Origin of the sequence: Kitasatospora sp. NPDC059408, from assembly GCF_042751525.1 — a bacterium.
GTDB lineage: Bacteria > Actinomycetota > Actinomycetes > Streptomycetales > Streptomycetaceae > Kitasatospora.
This window is the reverse complement of record NZ_JBHYWI010000043.1, coordinates 1-15544: the sequence shown is the minus strand read 5'-3', so window position 1 is coordinate 15544 and position 15544 is coordinate 1. Positions and strand designations below refer to the sequence as shown.

Below are 15544 nucleotides of genomic sequence, written 5' to 3'. Positions count from 1 at the left end.
CCCCGAGTGCGGCAACGCGGGCGACTCGGTTTTCGCCCATGGACAGGGAACGCGATGTATCGCGAGTCTGGCAGCTCACGATATATCGCGTCAAGGGATTTCAAAGACCCGCCCCCGCGGCCGCCGGAGCACCCTCAGGCGCCGACGACGTACCCCGCGTCCCGCAGCTCGCCGACCACCACCGCGCAGTGCTCCGGCCCCTTGGTCTCCAGGTGCAGGTCGACCTCGACCTCCGTCAGCCCGAGCCGCGGGTCGGTCCGCACGTGCGCGACGTCCAGCACGTTCGCGTCCACCCTGGTCAGGACGCCCAGCAGGTCCGCCAGCGCGCCCGGCTTGTCGGCGAGGCGCACCCGCAGCGACAGGTAGCGCCCGGCCGCCGCCAGCCCGTGCCGCAGCACCCGCTGCATCAGCTGCGGGTCGATGTTGCCGCCCGACAGGACGGCCACCACCGGGCCGTCGAAGGTGCCCGGCTGCTCCAGCAGCGCCGCGATCGGGGCCGCCCCGGCCGGTTCGACGACGAGCTTCAGCCGCTCCAGGCCGAGCAGCAGCGCCCGCGACAGCGCGTCCTCGGAGACCGTCCGGATCCCGTCCGCCAGCGTGTTGACCACCTCGAACGGGATGTCCCCCGGGCGGCCGACCATGATCCCGTCCGCCATCGTGGCGAAGCGCTCCAGCGACACCGGCCGCCCGGCGGCCAGCGAGGGCGGGTACGCGGCGGCGCCCGCCGCCTGCACGCCGACCACCCGCACGTCCGGCCGCAGCGGCTTGACCGCCGCCGCGATCCCGGCCAGCAGCCCGCCGCCGCCCACGCCGACCAGGATGGTCCGCACCTCGGGGCACTGCTCCAGGATCTCCAGGCCCACGGTGGCCTGGCCGGTGACCACGTCCCAGTGGTCGAAGGGGTGGATGAAGACCGCTCCGGTCGTCTCCGAGTAGTGCTGCGCGGCCTGCAGCGCCTCGTCCACCGTGCTGCCGTGCAGCCGGACCTCGGCGCCGTAGTCGCGGGTCGCCGCCACCTTCGGCAGCGGCGCGGCCACCGGCATGAAGACGGTCGAGCGGACGCCCAGGAGCGAGGCCGCCAGCGCCACCCCCTGGGCGTGGTTCCCGGCGCTCGCCGCGACCACTCCGCCGGCCCGCTGCACCGGCGTGAGTCCCGCGATCCGCACGTACGCCCCGCGCAGCTTGAACGAGCCGGTGCGCTGGAGGTTCTCGCACTTCAGGTGGACCGGCGCGCCGATCAGCGACGACAGGTGGCGGCTGCCCTCCATCGGGGTCACCCGGGCGACCCCGGCCAGCATCTTCTGGGCCCCGCGGACGTCGTCGAGGGTGATCGGCAGGTTGCGCATAACGCCAGCCTACGGCGGCGGCGGCCGGCAATCCGGCATGCCGGGACTGTTCCCGGGCCAGCCCCGCCCGCGTAATCTGCTGCTTCTGAGCCTCCCTCACCGCACGACGATCGTGAGCCGCGATGACGACGACCTCGCCCCAGGCCACCGACCGCACCGACCCCGTGCACAGTCAACTCCAGTACCAGCTGGCGGTGTTCGCCCGCCGGATGGAACAGGTCCGGACCTCCGACGGCCTCGGCGCGCTGGACCGGGCCGCCTACCTGCTGCTCGACCGCCTGGAGCGGCACGGGCCGGCCAACGTCAAGGCGCTGGCCGACGCGCTCGGCGTGGACTCCTCCACGGTGACCCGCCAGGTCGCCCCGCTGGTGGCGGCCGGGCTGGTCGGCCGGGTCCAGGACCCGGCCGACCGTCGCGCCGTGCGCCTCGCGCTGACCCCGCTCGGCGCCCACCGGCTGTGCGAAGTCCGCGACGGCAGAGCCGAGTTGACCCGCCGCCTGGTGGCCGGCTGGCACCCGGAGGAACAGCACGCGTTCTGCGCGCTGCTGGCCCGCTTCAACCTCGCGATGGAGTCCTACACGGCGGACCGGCACGGCCACCAGCCGTAGCGGCCACGCCCTCGGGCGCCTTGGCCGGCGAGTGAGCGCCCTTAGCCGAGCGCCTGCTTGAGGTCGGCCAGCAGGTCGTCGATCGACTCGATGCCGACGGACACCCGGACCAGGTCGGCCGGGACCTCCAGCGGCGAGCCGGCCGCGGAGGCGTGGGTCATCCGGCCCGGGTGCTCGATCAGCGACTCCACGCCGCCGAGCGACTCGCCGAGGGTGAACAGCCGCGCCCGGTTGCAGACCTCGACCGCCGCCTCCTCGCCGCCCGCGACCCGGAACGACACCATGCCGCCGAAGGCCTTCATCTGCTTGGCCGCGATGTCGTGACCGGGGTGCTCGGGCAGGCCCGGGTACAGCACCTCGCTGACCTTGGGGTGGCTCGCCAGCAGCTCGGCGACCCGCTCGGCGTTGGCGCTGTGGCGGTCCATCCGGACGCCCAGCGTCTTGATGCCGCGCAGCACCAGCCAGGCGTCGAACGGCCCGGAGACGGCGCCCATCGCGTTCTGGTGGTAGGCCACCTCCTCGCCGAGGGCCGCGTCGGCCAGCACCAGCGCACCGCCGACGACGTCCGAGTGGCCGCCCATGTACTTGGTGGTGGAGTGCACGACCGCGTCCGCGCCGAGCGAGATCGGCTGCTGCAGGTACGGGCTGGCGAAGGTGTTGTCGACCACCAGCAGCGCGCCGTGGCCGTGCGCGATCTCGGCGAGCGCGGCCAGGTCGGTGATGCCCAGCAGCGGGTTGGACGGGGTCTCCACCCAGACCGCGCGGGTGTTGGGCCGCAGCGCGGCGCGGACGGTGGCCAGGTCCTGGGTGTTGGCGACGGAGAACTCGACGCCCCAGCGGGTCAGCACCTTGGCGAACAGCCGGAAGGTGCCGCCGTAGGCGTCGTTGGGGATCACGATGTGGTCGCCCGGCTTGAGGATGGTGCGCAGGAGGGTGTCCTCGGCGGCGAGGCCGGAGGCGAAGGCGAGGCCGCGGGCGCCGCCCTCCAGCGCCGCGAGGCACTCCTCCAGCGCCGTGCGGGTCGGGTTGGCGCTGCGGCTGTACTCGTAACCGCCCCGCAGGCCGCCCACCCCGTCCTGCTTGTAGGTGGACACCTGGTAGATCGGCGTGACGACGGCCCCGGTCTGGGGGTCTGCCTCCTGACCCGCGTGGATGGCGAGGGTCTCGAAGCCCTGGGGAAGCTGGTGCTCGGTCATAGGTCGAGCGTAGTGGCCGTTCGCCCGGGCGCCCGCCGGAATGGCGGGACGGAATGGGGCGGCGCCTCCCCGCGTTGAACCCTGCGCAACCCTCCCTACCCCGATGGAGCAGGCCGTGCTGTTCAACCGCCACAAGACCTCGCTCGTCCCGGCCGCCCAGGCCCTGCCCGGCCGGGAGTCGCCGGCCTTCGCCCTGCGCGAGCCGCACACCGTCCTCGGGAACCCGCTGGCCGGCCCGTACCCGGAGGGCCTGGAGGTCGCCGACTTCGGGCTGGGCTGCTTCTGGGGCGCCGAGCGCACGTTCTGGCGGGTGCCCGGCGTCTGGACGACGCTGGTCGGCTACCAGGGCGGCCACACGCCGAACCCGACGTACGACGAGGTGTGCAGCGGGCTGACCGGGCACACCGAGGCGGTCCGGGTGGTGTTCGACCCGGCGGTGGTCTCCTACGAGCGGCTGCTGAAGACCTTCTGGGAGGCGCACGACCCGACCCAGGGCAACCGCCAGGGCAACGACGTCGGCACCCAGTACCGCTCCGCCGTCTACACCCACTCCCCCGCCCAGGCCGCCGCCGCGACGGCCACCAGGGACGCCTTCCAGCCGGCCCTGACGGCGCTCGGCCTCGGCCCGGTCACCACCGAGATCGCCCCGGCCGGCCCGTTCTACCCGGCCGAGCCGTACCACCAGCAGTACCTCTCCGACGCCAAGAACCCCAACGGCTACTGCGGCCTCGGCGGCACCGGCGCCTCCTGCCCGATCGGTGTGGCCCGCACCGAGGGCTGACGGCCCGGCGACGGCCCCGGGGCCCGGCCACCCGAGGTGACCGGGCCCCGGTCCGGGCGCAGACTGGAATGGCCAGCAGGGACGGCCCGGCCACCTGTCCGGTGGCCGGGCCCTCCCGTGGGGAGAGGAGCCTGCCATGTCCGGTCTGGTCAGGAAGAACTTCGACGATCCCGAGGAGATCCGCCCCTTCGAGGAGGGCTCGGGCGAGCTGCGGCTGGTCAACCTGGACGCCGGCCCGGTGGGCCGGGCCGTGTTCCAGCCCGGCTGGCAGTGGTCCAAGCACGTGAAGCCGATCGCCAAGACCGACAGCTGCCAGGCCGCCCACCTCGGCTACGTGGTGTCCGGCCGCATGCGGATCGTCATGGACGACGGCGAACAGGCCGACTTCGGCCCCGGCGACTTCATGATCTGCCCGCCCGGCCACGACGCCTGGATCCTGGGCGAGGACCCCTGCGTGATCGTCGACTGGCAGGGCTTCGCCGACTACGCCAAGCGCTGACCCGCCCGGGCTCGCTCGGCGGACGCCTCAGCGCACGGCCGGTACGTGCAGCGGGGACCCGTCCGGCGCCGTGCCGTCGGACGAGGCCAGCAGCCGGCCCTGGGCGTCGTAGACCCCGATCGGGTCGGTCGGCACCCGCGGCGCCCCCGGCAGCTTCCGCGGGATCGAGCTGGGACCGGTGAAGTAGAAGGCCGTCCAGCCCTCCATGCCCGGAGTGACGACCAGGGTCGCGGGGACGGGCACGCCTGCCACGAACTTGACGATCTTCGCCGGAGCCGGCCCCAGGTACATACAGGGCTCGACGTCGCGCTGGAGCGTGGAGCTCATCTGGCAGTAGACGACCGGTCCGTCGTGCGAGAGGTTGTCGCCCGTGGCGTCCCGACACACCGGCGCGGCGACGAACATCCCGTCCGCGTCGGCCAGTTCGTCACAGCGCTCGGTCCTGGTCACCGAGATCCGGAAGTCGGCGGCGACCTGCACCGGCTCCCCCGGGGCGACCTGCTTCACCACCGGGGACGGCAGCTCCACCGGGCCCGCCGCGGCCGTCGGGCCCGGGGTGGCCGGTGCGAGCGTCGGCCCGCCGGCCGACGGGGTCGCCCCCGCCGCGCTCGCGGGGCCGGCCGGCCCGGTGTTCCCCGCCGTGACCGCCGCCGTCCCGCAGACGAGGGCCACCGCCAGGACGGCCGCCCCGGTCCCCGCCCTGCGCCTGGCGCGGCGGCGGAGCGCGGCGGCGATGACCGGTGCCGGGTCCGGCCCGGCCGCGTCCGGGTCCTCGTTCCTGAGCAGCTCTCCGAGTCTGTCCTCGAAGCTCATACCGTCACCTCGATGTGCGTCGGGAGGCCCGCCGGTCCGCCGGAGCGGTCGGCGAGTTCGGGCAGTGCGCGCAGCTTCGACAGCGCCCGGTGCAGCGTGCTCTTCACCGTGCCCCGGGCGATGCCCAGTTCGGCCGCGATCGCGCCCTCGGTGAGGTCCCCGTAGTACCGGAGCACGACGACCGCCCGCTCCCTGCGGGTGAGCGTGCCCAGGGCCCGGTTCAGCAGCTCCCGCTGGGCCTGCCGTTCGGCGAGGTCCTCGGCCAGCGGCCGGTCCGGGGTGCGGTCGGTGGGCAGCTCGCGGTTGCGCAGCCGGCGCCACCAGTCGCGGTGCTGGTTGACGACGATCCGGCGGACGTACGCGGTGGGGTCGTCGCCGGTGATCCGGTGCCAGTGCAGGTAGGCGCGTTCCAGCGCCGACTGCACGATGTCGTGGGCCCGGTGGGGGTCGCCGGTCAGCAGCTCGGCCAGCCTCAGCAGCTGGCGGCCGTTGCCGGCGACGAACGCGCTGAACTCGGCGTCCTGTCGCTGTCTCTGCTCGCGTTTCACACCCGTCTGACTCCTCGGGCGGACCGCGAGGTTCGGTCCGCCCGAGGAGGAATTCCGGGACGGGTGTGCCCGGGTGGCGCGGATCAGACCGCGCTGCCGGCCTTCCAGTCGGCCCAGGCCATGTTCCAGCCGTTGAGGCCGTTGTCCGGGGCAACCGTCTTGTCGCCGGAGTTCACGACCTCGACGACGTCGCCGATCATCGAGGACTTGTAGAACTTGTAGCCGTCCGTGCCGCCGTCGGCCGCGCCCTTGGCGTCCTGGAGGCCGACGCAGCCGTGGCTGGTGTTCTGGCCGCCGAAGATCGACGACGGGGACCAGTAGTTGCCGTGGATGAAGGTGCCGGAGGTGGTGAGGCGCTGGGCGTGCGGCACGTCGGCGATGTCGTACTCGCTGCCGAGGTTGACGGTCTGCGAGTTCATCCGGGTCTGCGTGTACTGCTCCGAGATGACCATCTTGCCGCCCCACGTCGTGTGGTCGGGCGCACCGCCGGAGATCTTGTAGACGGCGCTGACCTGGCCGTCCGTGGTGACGGTGAGCTTCTTGGTGGAGAGGTCGGCGACGCTCGTCTGCGCGCGGCCGATGGTGAAGCTCACGTCCTTGGACTGGGTGCCGTAGACGCCCTTGGCGCCCTGGACGTCCTTGAGCCGCAGCTGGACGGTCACCTTGGTGCCCTTGGCCCAGTACTCCTGCGGACGGAAGTCGAGGCGGGTGCTGGAGAACCAGTGGCCGACGATCTCGACGCCGGGCGCGGCGACCACGGTGATCGCCTGCTGGACGGCCTTCTTGTCGGTGACCGGCTTGCTGAAGTTGATCGAGACGGGCATGCCGACGCCGACGACCGAGCCGTCCTCGGGGGTGAAGTACCCCACGAAGGTGTTCGCCGGGGTGGCGGTGGTGAAGACGGCGTTGGCGTCCGCCTCCAGCTTGTCCTTGTCGGTGGCGGTGGCGGCGACGGTGTACTTGGTCCCGCTGACCGGCGCGGTGGCGGAGGTCCAGCCGGTGCCGTCGGAGGCGAGCTGGCCGGCCAGCTCCTTGCCGGTGGAGTCGGTGACCTTGACGGTGCCGAGGGTGCCGTTGGCGACGGTGACCTTGACCGGGTCGCTGAAGCTGGCGGCGGTGGTGCCGTCGGCCGGGCTGACGGTGATCACGGCGGTCGAGGTCTTCGGCGCGCCGCTCCCGCCGGAACCCGGGGTGCCGCCCCCGGAGCCGCCGGCGCCGCCGGAACCGCCCGCGTCGGCGCTCTTGGTGTCGTTGCAGGCCGCGAGCAGGAGGACGGGCGCCCCGATGAGGCCCGCGAGTACACCGCGCCGGCTCCAGTTGCCCCCGGCCGACCGGCCCTGACCGTCGCGTGCCGTCACGTCGCGTTCTCCCTGCTGATCATCCCGGGCATTACGGATACAGAAACGCAATATGCCCGTTCACGGTTCCACCACCGAAGGGTAAGCGATCCTATGAGATGACCCAGCCGGCCTCCGTGCGGAGCCAAAACGCCCGGCCCCCGCGTGCGCGGGCCGGGCGTTTCCGCAGCCGTGGTCCTCGACGACTACTCGGCGGACTCCTCCACCGCGTACTCGTCCCACTCCTCGTTGTCCGGGTCGAACTCGGTCTGGGCCGACTCCCAGGTCGCCGAGGCGAGCTCGACGCCCGGCACGTCGCCGAGCAGCGCCACCGGGTCGATGAAGTGGGCGAGCGAGCCCGACGGGTCCACCTCGATGGCCTCGACGGACTGCGCGCGCTCCTCGTCGTCGAGGTAGTCGTCGCCGGCCACCTGCTCCAGGGCCGCCGCCTTGAGGGCGCCCTCGTCGGTGATCTCCGCGATCAGTTCGATCTTGAGCCGGACGTAGCGCGGTGCGTCCTGGCCGGTCGTTTCAGTGCTGGTCATGCGTGCGAGCGTACGGGAAGGGCCGGTCCCTCGGAGAAGGACCGGCCCCGACCGCACTCCGCCTGGGCTCCCCCACCCGGGAGCCACGGAGTCGCGCCGACCGGCGCGGTGGCGGCTGCGGGAGCCGCCGCTCACCCTGTCGACCGGCCGGAGCCGGACAGGGGCGGGACGACGGCGCCTCCCGCAGCGGTGCCCCTCCCTCCGCGAAGCGGTCGGGGAGAGCGGACACGGCCGGCCGAGTCAGGGCCGCCCGACGTGTCCGGAGCCGACCGCGACCACCGGGGAGCCGCTCCCGGACGGTCACTGTCGCCTCGCTCGGCTTGTTGCCGTTGACACAACCATGCCGGAGCGTTGTTAACCGCGTGATGCGGGGAGGTGACGCCGGTGTACCACTTCGCCCGTGGACGAATCCTGCACATCCGTCCGGCGGGCGCGGCCCGGTGACCGCGCGTCAGCGCGCCACCGGTGCCCGGGCGCGCCGGAGCGTCAGTGCGCGGCGCGACCGGTCAGGAAGCCGAGCAGGTCCTGCCGGGTGACGATGCCCTGCGGCTTGCCCTCGACCAGCACCACCGCGGCGTCGGCCTTCTCCAGGACGGTCATCAGGTTGGTGACCGTCTCGCCCGAGCCGACCACCGGCAGCGGCTTGGACATCACCTTGTCCAGCGCGTCGGTGAGCTCGATCTCCTTCGCGAAGATGCCCTCCAGCAGCAGCTTCTCCACGACCGAGCCGATCACCTCGCCGGCCATGATGTCCGGGTGGCCGGCGCCCGGGGAGACCACCGGCATCTGCGAGACGCCGTACTCGCGCAGCACCCGGACCGCCTCGGCGACCGTCTCGTTCGGGTGCATGTGGACGAACTGCGGGACGCCGCCCTGCTCGATGCTCTCCTTGCGGGCCAGCACCTCGCCGATGTGGGCCTCGTCGGTGGCCGAGGGCAGGAAGCCGTAGTCGGCCATCCAGTCGTCGTTGAAGATCTTCGACAGGTAGCCGCGGCCGCCGTCCGGCAGCAGCACCACGACGACGTCGTCCGGCCCGAGCTTCTTGGCGACCTCCAGCGCGGCGACCACGGCCATGCCGCAGGAGCCGCCGACCAGCAGGCCCTCCTCCTTGGCGAGGCGGCGGGTCATCTGGAAGGAGTCCTTGTCGGACACGGCGACGATCTCGTCCGCGACGCTGCGGTCGTAGGCGGTGGGCCAGAAGTCCTCACCGACGCCCTCGACCAGGTACGGCCGGCCGGTGCCGCCCGAGTAGACCGAGCCCTCCGGGTCGGCGCCGACCACCTTGACCTTGCCGCCGGACACCTCCTTCAGGTAGTTGCCGGTGCCGGAGATGGTGCCGCCGGTGCCGACGCCCGCGACGAAGTGGGTGATCTTCCCGTCGGTCTGCTCCCACAGCTCCGGGCCGGTGGAGTGGTAGTGCGAGGCCGGGTTGTCCGGATTGGAGTACTGGTCCGGCTTCCAGGCGTTCGGGGTCTCGCGGACCAGGCGGTCGGAGACGTTGTAGTAGGAGTCCGGGTGCTCCGGGGCGACGGCGGTCGGACAGACGACCACCTCGGCGCCGTAGGCGCGCAGGGTGTTGATCTTGTCCGTGGACACCTTGTCGGGGCAGACGAAGATGCACTTGTAGCCCTTCTGCTGGGCCACGATCGCCAGACCGACACCGGTGTTGCCGGAGGTCGGCTCGACGATCGTGCCGCCCGGCTTGAGGGCGCCCGAGGCCTCGGCGGCCTCGATCATGCGCATCGCGATGCGGTCCTTGACCGAGCCGCCGGGGTTGAAGTACTCGACCTTCGCCAGCACCGTCGCGCTGATGCCCTCGGTGACCTTGTTCAGCTTGACCAGTGGCGTGTTGCCGACCAGGTCGATGATCGAGTTGTGGTACCGCACGGGGGTCCTCCCGGTCTATGGGCATGCGAGTGCTTTCGGTAGGGCAAAGCCTAGGCCGTGCCAGGCGCACCGGCCCTCCCCTCGTAAACACCACCCCCAATGGCCCACCTCCCCTCCCGCCGCCGGCGGCCGCCGCGCCCCCACCGATCGGCCCACGCCGCCGGTAGCCGCACCCCCCAACCGGGTAAGAACGCCGTGCAGACATTTCGTGGCCCCTGGAGGGGGCGGCACGAGGACGCGAAGGGGGCACCGGATGCCAGGGGCACAGGTTTCTCGGGCCCGGGTGGCCCGTCGGATCGCCACCGCCGCGGCGTACGGCGGCGGCGGTCTCGGTCTGCTCGGGGTCGGCCTGGTGGGGCTGCTGCTGACCGAGGGCAGACTCGCCATCCAGGCCATCGGCATCCTCGAAGGCGACCCGCCGAAGGCCGACGGCGTCTACGGCGAGGCCTTCGCGGACGCCGCCACCGGACCGCAGCCGCCGCTCGTGCTCGCCGTCTTCGGCGACTCCACCGGCGCCGGCCTCGGCGTGCTGCGCTCCCGCGACACCCCGGGGGCGCTGCTCGCGGCCGGTCTCGCCTCGGTCGCCGAGCGCCCGGTCCGACTGGTGAACGCGGCCCGCTCCGGCGGCCGGTCCGCCGATCTCTCGGGCCAGCTGGAGCAGGCGCTGCCGCACCGCCCCGACGTCGCCGTGATCATGGTCGGCGCGAACGACGTGACCCGCCACAGCCCGGCCCAGCTCGCCGTCCGCCAGCTCGGCGAGGCCGTCGCGGCGCTGCGGGCGAACGGCTGCGAGGTGGTGGTCGGCACCTGCCCCGACCTCGGGACGATCAAGCCGGTGCGCCCGCCGCTGCGCTGGGTGGCCCGCCGGCTGAGCCGGCAGCTGGCCGCGGCCCAGACCATCGCCGTGGTGGAGGCCGGCGGCCGGACGGTGTCACTGGGCTCGCTGCTGGGGCCGGAGTTCGCCGCGCGGCCCGAGATGTTCGCGGCCGACCGCTACCACCCGTCCGCCCAGGGCTACGCGACGGCCGCGATGGCCGTCCTGCCGTCGGTCTGCGCCACGCTGGGCCTGTGGCCGGACGAGGAGCACCCGGCCGGTCCGGGGCGGGCCGAGACGGTGCTGCCGGTGGCGATGGCGGCGGCGGCCGCGGCGGGCCGGGCGGGCACCGAGGTGGCGGCGGTGGAGGCCGAGGGCGCGACCCGCCGCTGGGCGCTGCTGCGCAACCGCCTGCGGGGCGGCCTGCCGGGCGCGTGGGCGGTCGGCGCACCGGGCGCCGGGCTGCCCGGGGAGCCTCCCGCCACCCCCGGGGACACGTCGGCCAGCTCACACGCCGGTGCTGGTGACGCCTGACCTACCAGGCGGTAACTTTCCTCCCGGACGCCAGTCCGCCGTCAAGCCAGCGAGGAGCCCGTCATGCCCGAAGCCGTCATCGTCAGCGCCACCCGTTCGCCGATCGGCCGGGCGTTCAAGGGCTCGCTCAAGGACGTCCGCCCGGACGACCTGACCGCCCACGTCATCCAGGCCGCGCTGGCCAAGGTGCCGCAGCTGGACCCGCGCGACATCGACGACCTGATGCTCGGCTGCGGCCTGCCCGGCGGCGAGCAGGGCCACAACCTGGCCCGCATCGTGGCCGTCCAGATGGGCATGGACTACCTGCCCGGCGCGACGATCACCCGCTACTGCTCGTCCTCGCTGCAGACCACCCGCATGGCGCTGCACGCGATCAAGGCCGGCGAGGGCGACGTCTTCATCTCGGCGGGCGTCGAGACCGTCTCGCGCAGCGTCAAGGGCACCTCGGACGGCATGCCCGGCACCATGAACCCGCTCTTCGACGAGGCCCAGGCCCGCACCGCCAAGCGCGCCGAGGAAGGTGGCGGCGAGTGGCACGACCCGCGCGAGGACGGCCTGCTGCCGGACGCCTACATCGCGATGGGCCAGACCGCCGAGAACCTGGCCGCGCTCAAGGGCATCACCCGCGCCGAGCAGGACGAGTTCGGCGTGCGCTCGCAGAACCTCGCCGAGGCCGCGATCAAGGCGGGCTTCTGGGAGCGCGAGATCACCCCGGTGACGCTCCCGGACGGCACCGTGGTCAGCACGGACGACGGCCCGCGCGCCGGCGTCACGCTGGAGGGCGTGTCCGGCCTGAAGCCGGTGTTCCGCCCCGACGGCACGGTGACCGCCGGTAACTGCTGCCCGCTGAACGACGGCGCCGCCGCGCTGGTGATCATGTCCGACACCAAGGCCCGCGAACTCGGCATCACCCCGCTCGCCCGCGTCGTCTCCACCGGCGTCAGCGCCCTCTCCCCCGAGATCATGGGCTACGGCCCGGTCGAGGCCTCCAAGCAGGCGCTGCAGCGGGCCGGCCTGAGCATCGGCGACATCGACCTGGTCGAGATCAACGAGGCCTTCGCCGCCCAGGTCATCCCGTCCTACCGGGACCTCGGCATCGACCTGGACCGCCTGAACGTCAACGGCGGCGGGATCGCCGTCGGCCACCCCTTCGGCATGACCGGCGCCCGGATCGCCACCACGCTGATCAACTCCCTGCAGTGGCACGACAAGCAGTTCGGCCTGGAGACCATGTGCGTCGGCGGCGGCCAGGGCATGGCGATGGTCATCGAGCGCCTCAGCTGACCCCGGCCGACCTCCAACTGCCGTCCGCCGCACCCCCGGAAGGGTCTGGACCACCCATTTGGAGTGACGCACAGTAATTGAGGGCCGGATCACACCGCGAGGTCGATCCGGCCCTCTTCCGGTTCGTTTCCGACCCGGAAATCGACACTGCGGAGCGGATCAACTCCGCAGCGTAGAACGGTACTACTTAACAATTTGGGGACAAGGGCGAAAGTCCGGGACGAATTAGACATTCGCCACTGCGGTCACACCCCCACATGCGGCAGTGTGGAGAGGTAACCCCGTTCCGCTCCTCGCTAGGAGTACGTTCCGTGAGCGCCGTCTACACCATCCTGCTGCTGATCCTGATCACCGTGTCGGCCGCCGTGCTGATCCACCTGCGCGGGCTCTCCCGCCGGCTGGACGCACAGGCCGCGGCCCAGGCCGCGCCGGCCGCGGTCGACGAGGCCGCGATACGCCGGGCCGTGACCGAGGCGCTCGCCGCCGACCGCGAGCGGGAGATCACCGAGGCCCGGGCGTTCTGGGCCGAGCAGGAGGCCCGCGCGGCCGAGGACGCGCCACTGTTCGACTCGCCCTTCACCGGCGCCTTCTCCGGCACCGACGAGTGGCCGCTCTTCTTCCCCCGCCCCACCGGCCCGCAGGACGCCGCCGACAACGCCGGGACGATGGACCCGGAGTTCGGCGAGGCGCTGCGCTCCGCGCTGGAGGACCTGATCACCGAGGGGGGCACCGCCCCGGCCGAGCCCGGCACCGACGGCGGCGCGCCGCTGCGCCCCGGGCACCCGGCCGGCGCCGAGGCCTCCGGTGACGCCCGCGCCCGCCGCGAGGCCGACCTGATCGCCACCGGCCTGGAGGCCGGACTGCTGGACGCCGAACCGGCCGTCGAGGAGGCCCCGGTCGCCGCGCCGGACCCCCGCCGCCACCCCTCGCACCCCGACTTCGTGCCCAGCCAGGCGCCGTCCCGCGAGTGGACCGACACCCGGCTGGCCACCCTCGCCGACGAGGGCGTCGCCCTGATCGACGTACGCCCGGGCCCGCTGGGCACGCTGGACGTGTACGCCTTCGCCGACGGCACCACGCTGTGCGTGGCCCCGGGCGACCGGGAGGCCGCCTACCGGCTGATCGACGCGGTCCGGGCCGGCGAGCACGTCCGGCTGCTGGGGGGCTCGCGCTTCTCCGGCTCGTACTCGCTGACGTTCTCCACCGACGAGGAGGCCGTCTACGTCCTCGCCGACCGGGTGGTCGCCAGCATCTGACACCCGCTCGCCGCACGTCGAAGCACGTCGCCGAAGGCCGCCCGGGTCAGCGGGGTTACCGACCCGGGCGGCCTTCGGCGTTCGCGCGCGCCCGGGAGGCGCCTACGCGCAGAGCGCCGCCGTCTCGCCGACCGCCTCGACCGCCCCGGCCAGCACCTCGGACACCCGCGCGGGGCCGCCGAGTTGCCGCGGCAGCGCCACCTCGGCGCCCTCCGGCAGGGCCGCGAGCGCGAGCGCCAGGTCGTGCCCGGCGACGGCCAGCTGGTCCCCCACCGCGAACGGGCCCGCGTCCGGGAAGTCCCGCTCCGGCCCGCCCTCCGCGGCGCCGCCCAGCGCCGCCAGCCGGCGCGCCAGCGCCAGCACGGCCGCCGCCCGCGACGCGTGTCCGGGCACGGCGCCCAGCAGCTTGCTCTGCGGCAGCGAGCGGAAACGATCCGCCAGGGAGTCGACGGCTTCGACCAGGGGCTGTACGTCATGCATACCGAGAAGCCTAGGGCGAAAGACACGCCCTACGGGCCCCGAACGCCGCCGGGCCCCGGAGCGGTGTGCTCCGGGGCCCGGCGGCAGTGTGTGGCGGGATCCCCCGCCGGGGTCGTCGATCAGTCGTCGCCGCGCAGGATGGCGATCAGGCGCAGCATCTCGACGTAGATCCAGACCAGCGAGAGGGTGAGCCCGAAGGCGGCCCGCCAGGCCTCCTTCTGCGGAGCGCCCTGCGCGATGGCCTCCTCGATGGCCGCGAAGTCCAGCGAGAGGAAGAAGGCGCCGAGGCCGATGCCGATCAGGCCGACCACGATGCCCAGCGGGCCGGAGCGCAGGCCGAGGTCGGCGCCGAAGGCCAGCGCGATCACGTTGACCAGCATGAGCAGCACGAAGCCCATGGCGATCGCGATGCCGATCCGGGTGTACTTCGGGGTGACCCGGATCCTCCCGCTCTTGTAGGCGAACAGCATCGCCGCGAAGACCGCCGCCGTGCCCAGCACCGCCTGGATCGCGATGCCCGGCAACTTGACGTCGAGGGCGTGCGTGACGGCGCCGAGCGCGAAGCCCTCCAGGGCCGCGTACAGCAGGATCAGCGGCGGGCTGACGCTCCGCTTGAAGGAGACGACCAGGCCGACGACCATGGCCACCAGGCTGGCGCCGATCGCGACGCCGAAGTTCTCGAACGGCAGCGCGAACCAGGCCACCGCACCGGCGGCGACCAGGGTCAGCAGCGTCATGGCGGTGCGCGCGACCACGTCGTCGAGCGTCATCCGCCCGGTGGCCAGCGGGCCGGCGGACGGGCCGTTGTACATCTCGTACAGCTGCTCGTCGCTCAGCGGGGCCTGGCCCGGCTGCTGCTGGGCGTAGGGGCCGCTCGCGTAGGGGTTGTTGCCGTACGGACCCCCGGCCTGCGCGGTGGGCCCGAACCCCGCGTAGCCGGACTCGCGGGTGAAGGAACCCTCCCGCGAGAAGACCGGGTTGCTGCTTCTCATTGCTCATTCCCTCCGTGGCGGCACTGCACCGCCCCGGACCCAGGGTAATGGCTTGGCAAAAATATCGGGATACGCCGCGAGGATGATCCATCGGGAGGACGCTCGGCGGGGACGCCGGCGGCGCCCCCGCGCGTCGAGCGGTGCCCGGAGCCGGACTCGAACCGGCACGGCCTCGCGGCCAAGCAGTTTTAAGCTGCCCGTGTCTGCGTTCCACCATCCGGGCGTCCTGCGAACCACCCCTGAGCCTAGTCGCCCGGCTCACCCTTTCGCATGTTCCCAGCCCGGGAAGTTGTCATGTTTCCTTGCCATCTGACGAACAGTTCGAGATCCGGCCACGGAGCACACCGGTTCAGGCCACCACCCCGCCCTCAGGGTCGGTGTCATACCGCAGGAGGAGGGCGCCGGACACCCGTACGCCCAGGGGCGGTCGGGCCAACCGTCCGGCGGAGCGACGATAGACCATGATCACGCGGCGGAGCATGGAGGTACGAATCCGCGACCCGCAAGGAGCACCCCGTGACCTCGTCGACCGCAACCGCCGTCCGCACCGGCCGGGCGGCCGCCCGCGCCACCGGCCTGTACAAGGTCTACGGGGAGGGCGAGACCCGCGTCGTCGCCCTGGAC

15 protein-coding genes, 1 tRNA gene and 1 pseudogene are annotated in these 15544 nt (G+C 73.0%); 7 read left to right on the top strand and 10 right to left on the bottom strand.

Annotation, left to right across the window (positions count from 1 at the left end; all coding sequences use genetic code 11):
* Positions 1-134: 134 nt before the first annotated feature.
* Entirely contained in the window at positions 135-1346 is a 1212-nt protein-coding gene (gene ilvA, locus ACFXDE_RS26280; RefSeq protein ID WP_380497200.1) for a threonine ammonia-lyase, read from the bottom strand.
* Positions 1347-1468: 122 nt separating this feature from the next.
* Here ilvA and ACFXDE_RS26275 point away from each other — a divergent pair, with 122 nt between their 5' ends.
* Complete coding sequence (locus tag ACFXDE_RS26275) at positions 1469-1954, top strand: MarR family winged helix-turn-helix transcriptional regulator (RefSeq protein ID WP_380441551.1); 486 nt, start codon at positions 1469-1471, stop codon at positions 1952-1954.
* 41 nt (positions 1955-1995) lie between these two features.
* On the opposite strand, the gene ACFXDE_RS26270 is transcribed toward ACFXDE_RS26275, so the two are convergent.
* Positions 1996-3150 carry a cystathionine gamma-synthase gene (locus ACFXDE_RS26270; protein ID WP_380497199.1) on the bottom strand — a complete coding sequence of 385 codons (1155 nt, stop codon included), beginning with the start codon at positions 3148-3150 and terminating at the stop codon, positions 1996-1998.
* Between the two features lie 103 nt (positions 3151-3253).
* Here ACFXDE_RS26270 and msrA point away from each other — a divergent pair, with 103 nt between their 5' ends.
* A complete protein-coding gene (msrA, locus tag ACFXDE_RS26265; RefSeq protein ID WP_380497198.1) occupies positions 3254-3931 on the top strand; it encodes a peptide-methionine (S)-S-oxide reductase MsrA in 678 nt (225 codons plus the stop codon).
* A 136-nt stretch (positions 3932-4067) separates the two neighbouring features.
* Positions 4068-4430, top strand: coding sequence for a cupin domain-containing protein (locus ACFXDE_RS26260; protein WP_380441546.1), 363 nt, complete (start codon positions 4068-4070; stop codon positions 4428-4430).
* 27 nt (positions 4431-4457) lie between these two features.
* Here ACFXDE_RS26260 and ACFXDE_RS26255 read toward each other — a convergent pair whose 3' ends face one another.
* From ACFXDE_RS26255 to ACFXDE_RS26235, 5 genes are all read right to left on the bottom strand, one after another.
* Positions 4458-5243 (bottom strand): hypothetical protein, encoded by a 786-nt coding sequence (locus tag ACFXDE_RS26255; RefSeq protein WP_380497196.1) that lies wholly within the window; start codon positions 5241-5243, stop codon positions 4458-4460.
* Entirely contained in the window at positions 5240-5791 is a 552-nt protein-coding gene (locus tag ACFXDE_RS26250; RefSeq protein WP_380441542.1) for a SigE family RNA polymerase sigma factor, read from the bottom strand. Before ACFXDE_RS26250 ends, ACFXDE_RS26255 begins: the two co-directional genes overlap by 4 nt.
* Before the next feature lie 83 nt (positions 5792-5874).
* Positions 5875-7149 carry an Ig-like domain-containing protein gene (locus ACFXDE_RS26245; protein WP_380441540.1) on the bottom strand — a complete coding sequence of 425 codons (1275 nt, stop codon included), beginning with the start codon at positions 7147-7149 and terminating at the stop codon, positions 5875-5877.
* Positions 7150-7334: 185 nt separating this feature from the next.
* Positions 7335-7673, bottom strand: a complete 339-nt coding sequence (locus tag ACFXDE_RS26240) for a hypothetical protein (protein WP_380441538.1) — start codon at positions 7671-7673, stop codon at positions 7335-7337.
* Between the two features lie 486 nt (positions 7674-8159).
* The gene (locus tag ACFXDE_RS26235) at positions 8160-9560 is read right to left on the bottom strand and encodes a cystathionine beta-synthase (protein WP_380497195.1); all 1401 of its coding nucleotides are present in this window, start codon (positions 9558-9560) and stop codon (positions 8160-8162) included.
* 253 nt (positions 9561-9813) lie between these two features.
* Between ACFXDE_RS26235 and ACFXDE_RS26230 the strand changes: the two genes are divergently transcribed.
* From ACFXDE_RS26230 to ACFXDE_RS26220, 3 genes are all read left to right on the top strand, one after another.
* On the top strand, positions 9814-10908 hold the full coding sequence (locus ACFXDE_RS26230; protein WP_380497194.1) for an SGNH/GDSL hydrolase family protein: 1095 nt from the start codon (positions 9814-9816) through the stop codon (positions 10906-10908).
* 63 nt (positions 10909-10971) lie between these two features.
* Positions 10972-12192, top strand: coding sequence for an acetyl-CoA C-acetyltransferase (locus ACFXDE_RS26225; protein ID WP_380497192.1), 1221 nt, complete (start codon positions 10972-10974; stop codon positions 12190-12192).
* Positions 12193-12503: 311 nt separating this feature from the next.
* Complete coding sequence (locus ACFXDE_RS26220) at positions 12504-13448, top strand: hypothetical protein (RefSeq protein ID WP_380497191.1); 945 nt, start codon at positions 12504-12506, stop codon at positions 13446-13448.
* A gap of 102 nt (positions 13449-13550) precedes the next feature.
* Here the strand turns inward: ACFXDE_RS26220 and ACFXDE_RS26215 are convergent, their stop codons facing one another.
* From ACFXDE_RS26215 to ACFXDE_RS26205, 3 genes are all read right to left on the bottom strand, one after another.
* A complete protein-coding gene (locus tag ACFXDE_RS26215; RefSeq protein WP_380497190.1) occupies positions 13551-13928 on the bottom strand; it encodes a hypothetical protein in 378 nt (125 codons plus the stop codon).
* 119 nt (positions 13929-14047) lie between these two features.
* Positions 14048-14920 (bottom strand): Bax inhibitor-1/YccA family protein, encoded by an 873-nt coding sequence (locus ACFXDE_RS26210; RefSeq protein ID WP_380497188.1) that lies wholly within the window; start codon positions 14918-14920, stop codon positions 14048-14050.
* 141 nt (positions 14921-15061) lie between these two features.
* Positions 15062-15143, bottom strand: a tRNA-Leu gene (locus ACFXDE_RS26205).
* A gap of 293 nt (positions 15144-15436) precedes the next feature.
* Here ACFXDE_RS26205 and ACFXDE_RS26200 point away from each other — a divergent pair.
* Positions 15437-15544: pseudogene (locus ACFXDE_RS26200) on the top strand (ABC transporter ATP-binding protein); the annotation flags it as partial.